Raw genomic sequence first — 5,761 nt, 5'->3', positions numbered from 1 at the left:
GTCGGGCTACGCCCGCCCTACGCCGCAACCAGCGCGAACGGTGCACCCGTCATACCCGTAACGCTGCTCGACGAAGGGGGTCCCTTTTGGACGCCGATAGGGGGTCCTTTTTGGACGCCGATTGACAGTGGGAACCAGCACGAAGGGTGGCGGAAGGTACGCGCCAGTGGCGAAATGCTCCCGCAGGTCGTCGAGGGTCGCGATCTCGCCGGCTTCGTCGGATGTCAGGACGGGGCGGCCGTCTTCGTCGGCGGTGAAGGCGCGACGCTCGCCCACGCCCTTCCAGATGACGATCTCGGCGGGGAAGGAACCCGGCGCGCCGCCCGACCAGCGCCAGAACGGCAGGTCGTTCGTGCAGCAGAAGTCCTCGATCTCGTCGATCTTGCCGTTTGCGATCTCGTGGCCGCGCAGCACGAGTGGTTCACCGTCGGGTAGGTCGTTGGCGGTGAAAGGCTCGCCGTCCCACTCGGTGGAAAGGTTTTCGGCGTTAGCCTTTTCGATGAGCTCGCCGAGAAGATCAGCGGAAAGTCTTCCACCGATCGAAATTGAGACAGATACGCGGTCAGCCATGGTGGCACCTCGTGGATATCGTGGCGCGCTGGTCTTGAGCGGTCCTTCGGCACCATTCGTCCAGCTATCCACCGCCACCCCCCTTCCCTTCGGCTAAAAGGTTGAAAGACTGTTTCTATTAAGGGTCATTGATGCAGCAGAATCTAGTTATGCCGAAGATGCAAGACGGTTTTGGGTCCGTTTCGATGCCTGTCTCCCTTTGAGCAAAAAAAGGGCGATGCCGGGGGAGGCATCGCCCGAGTGACGCGCAGGGAGTGGGGGGAGCCTGCGACGTCTGCCGGTGCCGCGAGGGAGCGAGCGGCACCGGGAGGGGATCAGGCGTTCTCGGTGACGCGCTTGCCGCGGCTGCGGCGCGTGGTTTCCTCGACGGGGGCGGTGGTTTCGCCGAGGCCGTCGTCGCCGGCGCCGGCGCTGCCGCTCATCCCGGCGTCGTCGCTCGAGCCGTCGGCGCCGAACGGCGGAGCGGGATCCTCGTCCGACTTGATGCCGAGCGCGCTGGTCACGTCGCGGCGCTTCTGCGCGCGCTGCCAGACGATGTTGTACGAACCGTCCTCCTGTCGGAAGGCCGAGACCTGGAGCGGCTGAGCGAGCGAGGGATCGTCGATGCGGCCATTGAGGAACGCCTCGCCGGTGTTGTTCGAGTTGAGTTCGAAGAAGGCGCCGACCTGCACCCAGGTGCGGCCGGGGGTCAGCGCGTGGATCTCGTAGCGCGGCGCGCGCGGGTTGGCGGACTGCACCGGCTTCAGCGCGATCGTCATCGCAACCGCGAGCGTCGAGATGCGGCCCATGAAGATGCCGGCGTCGTTCTGCTTGATCTGACCGATGTTCATCGTAACGTCTCCTGTGTCGGCTGGACCCCATGTCCTCGACACCATCTTCAATCCCTCTCTCCTCCCCGGCCCTTCGGCCGGGCAGGGCGCGCAAGCGCCCCTCACCGACGCGCTTATCGCGCGGCGGTGGATGCCTTGGAGCGACCCTGGGCGACGTGCTTGGCACGGTGTCGCCGTTACGGTGGACCGCAGGGGTGTTCCGGGATCGTCGCCGGAGGATGGCGCTCGAGGTGACGCCGGGCGGTCGCCAGTTTGCGCAAGGCAGACGCCAGAAACAGTCCGTGCGAACTCTCCGCGTCGATAAGCGCCGCGCGCTTCGTCAGCTGGGTCTCCCGGTGCCGGATCGCGTCGATTGCCATCATCACATCGTCGAGGGTGAGTGCGACGACCGTCTGTGACGGGGAGAGCGGCACGCACCGCAGGGCGAAGGGCAGGAAATGCGGTGCGATCGGCAGATGGTGCGCAAGCGCGAGCTCGACGGCGTGCCGCCACTGGTCGGCGTCGTGGACCGTCTCCCGCAGGATCGCCGCAGACGACATCGGCGCGAGCGAGCGCAGCGCTCCGGCGCCGATGGTAACCGCGAGCGGGTCGCTCGATGCCAGGCCGATGACGCCTTCGGAAATGACGGCGAGGACATCGCCCTCCACGATGCAGGGGCTCTCGTCGAGGCACGCTTCGTAGGCGGCTGCGCTGGTGTCGTAATAGTGGACGCGGTGCATGACCGTTTCCTTCAGGTTCGGGGAAGGCGACCGCGGTCGCGGTCAGGAATAAAGCGGGCGCTGGGCCGGGAAGCGCTCGGGCGGCAGACCCGAGAAGGTGTAGGCGCGGTAGCGTCCGCCGTCGTAGATCACCGACGAGACCTCCGGCTTGTGTCGCTGCAGGCGCTCGAGGAGGCGGTTTGCGCGACGCTGCGCCGCGATCGCGGCCTCGTCGTCGAAGTGGATGGCGATCGCGCGCACGAAGGTGCCGCTATCGTACCGTAGGGTAGGCAGGGTGGCGTCTACGAGAGAACACCCCACTGCCCCCCTCCGAACCGGACGTGCAACTTTCACTGCATCCGGCTCTCCGCTCCGGGCACTGTAGAACGAAAGTCCGGCAGCTTCCCTGCATGAAGGAGTTGATGACAGGGCGCGCAAAGCGGCCTCGTCTTCCGGGCCCGTTCGGCGTGAAGCCTCCGGAACACCGGCCCATCCCTCATGCGACGCACGGGGTTGCTGTGGTGAAGATGGAACGGTCCATCGGTGCCGCCACATGCGGAGCATGCTTGGGCGAGCACTCGGTCAGTCAGGTTGGTCCTGCTTAACCGAAGAGCTTCCGTGCGAGGCGTGTTGTCGACCGACGGCCAGAACACCGGCCTACGATCGAGTTCCGCCAGTCGCCAAACCGCGATCCTCCTCTCATCCCTCCCAACGCCGATACGCACTACGTACCTGCCCGGGCCAACCCTGAGGCGCCGGAGCGAAGCCATTAGGCTTGTCCGATGCTTGTGCGCGAGCGTCTTGAACAGACTACCGCGCCAGAGAAACTCGAGCTTGTTGAGTGCGCCTTTCACATCCACGGCCAAGGCATAGTAATTTGCAAAGCCGCGAAGTTCGGCGTTGTAGACCTTGACGATCTCCGCATCATCCATGTGAAGCAGGCCCGGACGGTGCACAGCCCGTCCCAAGTCGAACTGACCATAGCCGTGCCTCTGGCTGAACGATTGCACCTTGTCGCGCGGGACCAGCAACTGAATTTGATCCGTCACCGTCCGCTTGACTGCGACGATGCCCGTCCGTGCCCGTTGTTTGACGAGCCGGTCGGACGCCGTGCGAGTGCGCACGTCGTAGCCAAGGAACCTTGCTCCCTTCCGAGCCTCGCGGATCCCGCTTTTCAACGGGGACGTTCGGAGCTCAAGCTCGCTCGCGAGGAAGCCCTCGATGGCGGCCTTGATCTCTTCGGCCTCGGCCCGGCTGCCGATAACCCCCAGAAGGAAGTCGTCGGCGTACCGGACGTAGCGAAGGCGTCGAAAGTCTGGATCGAACGGGTCCGTCGCGGGTAGCTTGCGCATCGCCGCGAGCGTCTCCTTTATTCGGTCCAGCCATGGTTGGATTTCATCAACCTGCCCTTTGTCACGCAGCGCAGCCACGCGCTTCCGGGCGTACTCGGAACGGCGCTGAAGGTGCCTGTATTCCGCCGATTTGCGACGTTGGGCACCCTTGTCGAAGCCAGCGACGAGCCCTTCCACATAATGGTCAAGCTCGTGCAGGTAGACGTTCGCGAGCAGAGGCGAGACGATGCCTCCTTGCGGCGTGCCACTATAGGTTTCGTGGAAACGCTGCTGCTCCAGATACCCTGCCTTCAGCATCGCACTGATGAGAGCGGTAAACCGCCTATCATCAATGCGACGTTCAAGCAGGCTCAACAATTTCTCGTGAGAGATGTTGTCGAAGTATCCTTCGACATCGACTTCGATCAGCCACTTCACGCCCTTCCATGTCTTGCGGACATGGTCGAGCGCCGTGTGACACGACCGCCCCCGTCGAAAGCCGTGTGACCGATCAGAGAAGATCGGTTCATAGACTTCGTTCAGGATCATCCTGACCACTTCCTGCACCAGTCGGTCGGTTGCAGTCGGGATGCCGAGCGGTCTTGTTTTACCGTTGGTCTTGGGGATGTGGACGCGCCTGACCGGCTGCGGGCGATACGTGCCCGCCGAGAGTTGCGCGATCACCGCATCGATCCGGCTTTCGTCGAGATCGGTTACGGCCTCACGGTCGATGCCGGGGGTCTCTGCCCCACGGTTCTGTTGGATGCGGCCCAAAGCTTCCACCCACAAGGAGCGGGATAGCAGCAGTCGGAACACACCGTTCACACGTTTGCCGGTCAAGGCAATCGTTCCAAGTGATTCCAGCCTTTTCAAGGCGGCACAGGGTTGCATCAGCAGACCTCCGCCCTGGTTCGATGCTGGATCGAAGCTGCCGCACTTCCCCCGCTCGGTTGCGCTTTCGCTCGGGTCACCCCGAACTTATACGGCCGACCGTCCCTCACCGAGGCAAGGGCTGTCCCGGCAATTACGCCGGGTGTTCGGGTAATATTGCGGCTCCGCCGCCATACAGGTCGATAACTCGACCAGCTACAGGCGGTCCCGTAGTTACGCGTGAAAGGAGATAAGCTAACGGTCTTAGGTGGCCTTTTCATCTCTAGTCCTCCGAAGGAGGTCACGCCGACAAGGTTGGCCGGTCAAGTCGATGGTACGGACTTGGCCGCTTCTCGGGTCCGAGCTGGTAGAGTGGACCCGACGCGTCGGTGCGGGGTTTCAGTCGCTTTCCTCGCCGCCAAGGGTTTAGGCCGCGAGAGATTGGGCTTCACGCAGTGTAGCGTTCACCATAACCGTCTTGCCCTGACCCGTTGCTTCAATGCGACTATTCACTTTGGGCCTTTTCCGAGCATGCTATGGTCCCGTTCTCCTTTCGAAGTTTCAGCCCGAGGGCACCGGTAAGCTCGGTGGGCAGATGCCATTGCCAACAAGCATCACGTCATCAGACGCACTCCTTTCTCGCGCCACAACGGCGCACACCAGCCACCTTCTTCGGGGCCGCCATAGGTTCGGTCGATCTCGTAGAAAGCGAGGATGCTGCGCATGTTGGGCTCCCGTCGGCTGCGGGCGGCTCGATCACCGCCAGCGTTCAGCCACCGTCATCCCCCTCCCCTTCGGTCAGGCGTCCCGGGAATCATCGTGTCGTTGGTGGCGCAAGGCGCGCGCAAGCGCTTTCTTGCGCGCGATGGCGTCGGCCCGCGTCGGACATGGTGCCGATAGGCGGCCGTGTCGTGTGCTGCTGTTGTCGAAGACGATCCAGCCTGCGGCGGTGTGAGCGACGTGCATGCCGTCGCTGCGCGACCCGGTCATGACTCCTGTCCCCGTGGGTCACGCTTCGCGGCCTCGGCCTGGAGGATGTCGATCAAGCTCTCGCGGCCCGACCGGACCTCGCTGTCCGGGGCGGCGATCACGGTCGCGGCTCGCCGCAGCAGGCTTGAGAGCTCGCGATCGTTCATGGGCCGTTGCGAGGGTGCGGGATGCGCCGATTCGTCCCCGGCCTCGTCCATGAGGAGCACGAGGATGGACGGCTTGTGAGCCTCGTCGAGCGGACGGCTGTCGGTCACATGGCGGCCGCGGCCGGTCACGGCGAAGGCGTTGAAGGTGGGTGATACCCCGTCACTGGCATTGGGGATCGTGGTGCCCCGGTCATGGAACTGAGCTGCCCCCTTCTGAGTGGTCCATCGACTATGACAGTCTGGATCAAGGAAGGGACGACGCATGCCTGCCAAGAAGCACAAGCCTGAGGAGATCATCGGGAAGCTGCGTGAGGTCGAGATCATGC

5 protein-coding genes and 1 pseudogene are annotated in these 5,761 nt (G+C 63.8%); all 6 read right to left on the bottom strand.

Annotated elements, in window-relative coordinates; all coding sequences use genetic code 11:
* Positions 1–6: 6 nt before the first annotated feature.
* Positions 7–570: a hypothetical protein gene (locus CA237_RS18975; protein ID WP_126015262.1), complete on the bottom strand. Its 564-nt coding sequence runs from the start codon at positions 568–570 to the stop codon at positions 7–9.
* A 314-nt stretch (positions 571–884) separates the two neighbouring features.
* Positions 885–1,400: a DUF736 domain-containing protein gene (locus tag CA237_RS18970; protein WP_116732688.1), complete on the bottom strand. Its 516-nt coding sequence runs from the start codon at positions 1,398–1,400 to the stop codon at positions 885–887.
* 176 nt (positions 1,401–1,576) lie between these two features.
* Entirely contained in the window at positions 1,577–2,119 is a 543-nt protein-coding gene (locus CA237_RS18965; RefSeq protein ID WP_116463091.1) for a hypothetical protein, read from the bottom strand.
* Positions 2,120–2,161: 42 nt separating this feature from the next.
* A complete protein-coding gene (locus tag CA237_RS18960; protein WP_126015260.1) occupies positions 2,162–2,359 on the bottom strand; it encodes a hypothetical protein in 198 nt (65 codons plus the stop codon).
* Between the two features lie 89 nt (positions 2,360–2,448).
* Positions 2,449–4,269 carry a reverse transcriptase domain-containing protein gene (locus tag CA237_RS18955; protein ID WP_231729953.1) on the bottom strand — a complete coding sequence of 607 codons (1,821 nt, stop codon included), beginning with the start codon at positions 4,267–4,269 and terminating at the stop codon, positions 2,449–2,451.
* A 1,016-nt stretch (positions 4,270–5,285) separates the two neighbouring features.
* A pseudogene (locus tag CA237_RS19810) lies at positions 5,286–5,761 on the bottom strand (hypothetical protein); the annotation flags it as partial.

Origin of the sequence: Sphingomonas sp. ABOLH, from assembly GCF_003951715.1 — a bacterium.
Lineage (GTDB): Bacteria > Pseudomonadota > Alphaproteobacteria > Sphingomonadales > Sphingomonadaceae > Sphingomonas > Sphingomonas hankookensis_A.
The sequence above is the reverse complement of the archived record's forward strand: the minus strand, read 5'-3'. Positions and strand labels throughout refer to the sequence as shown.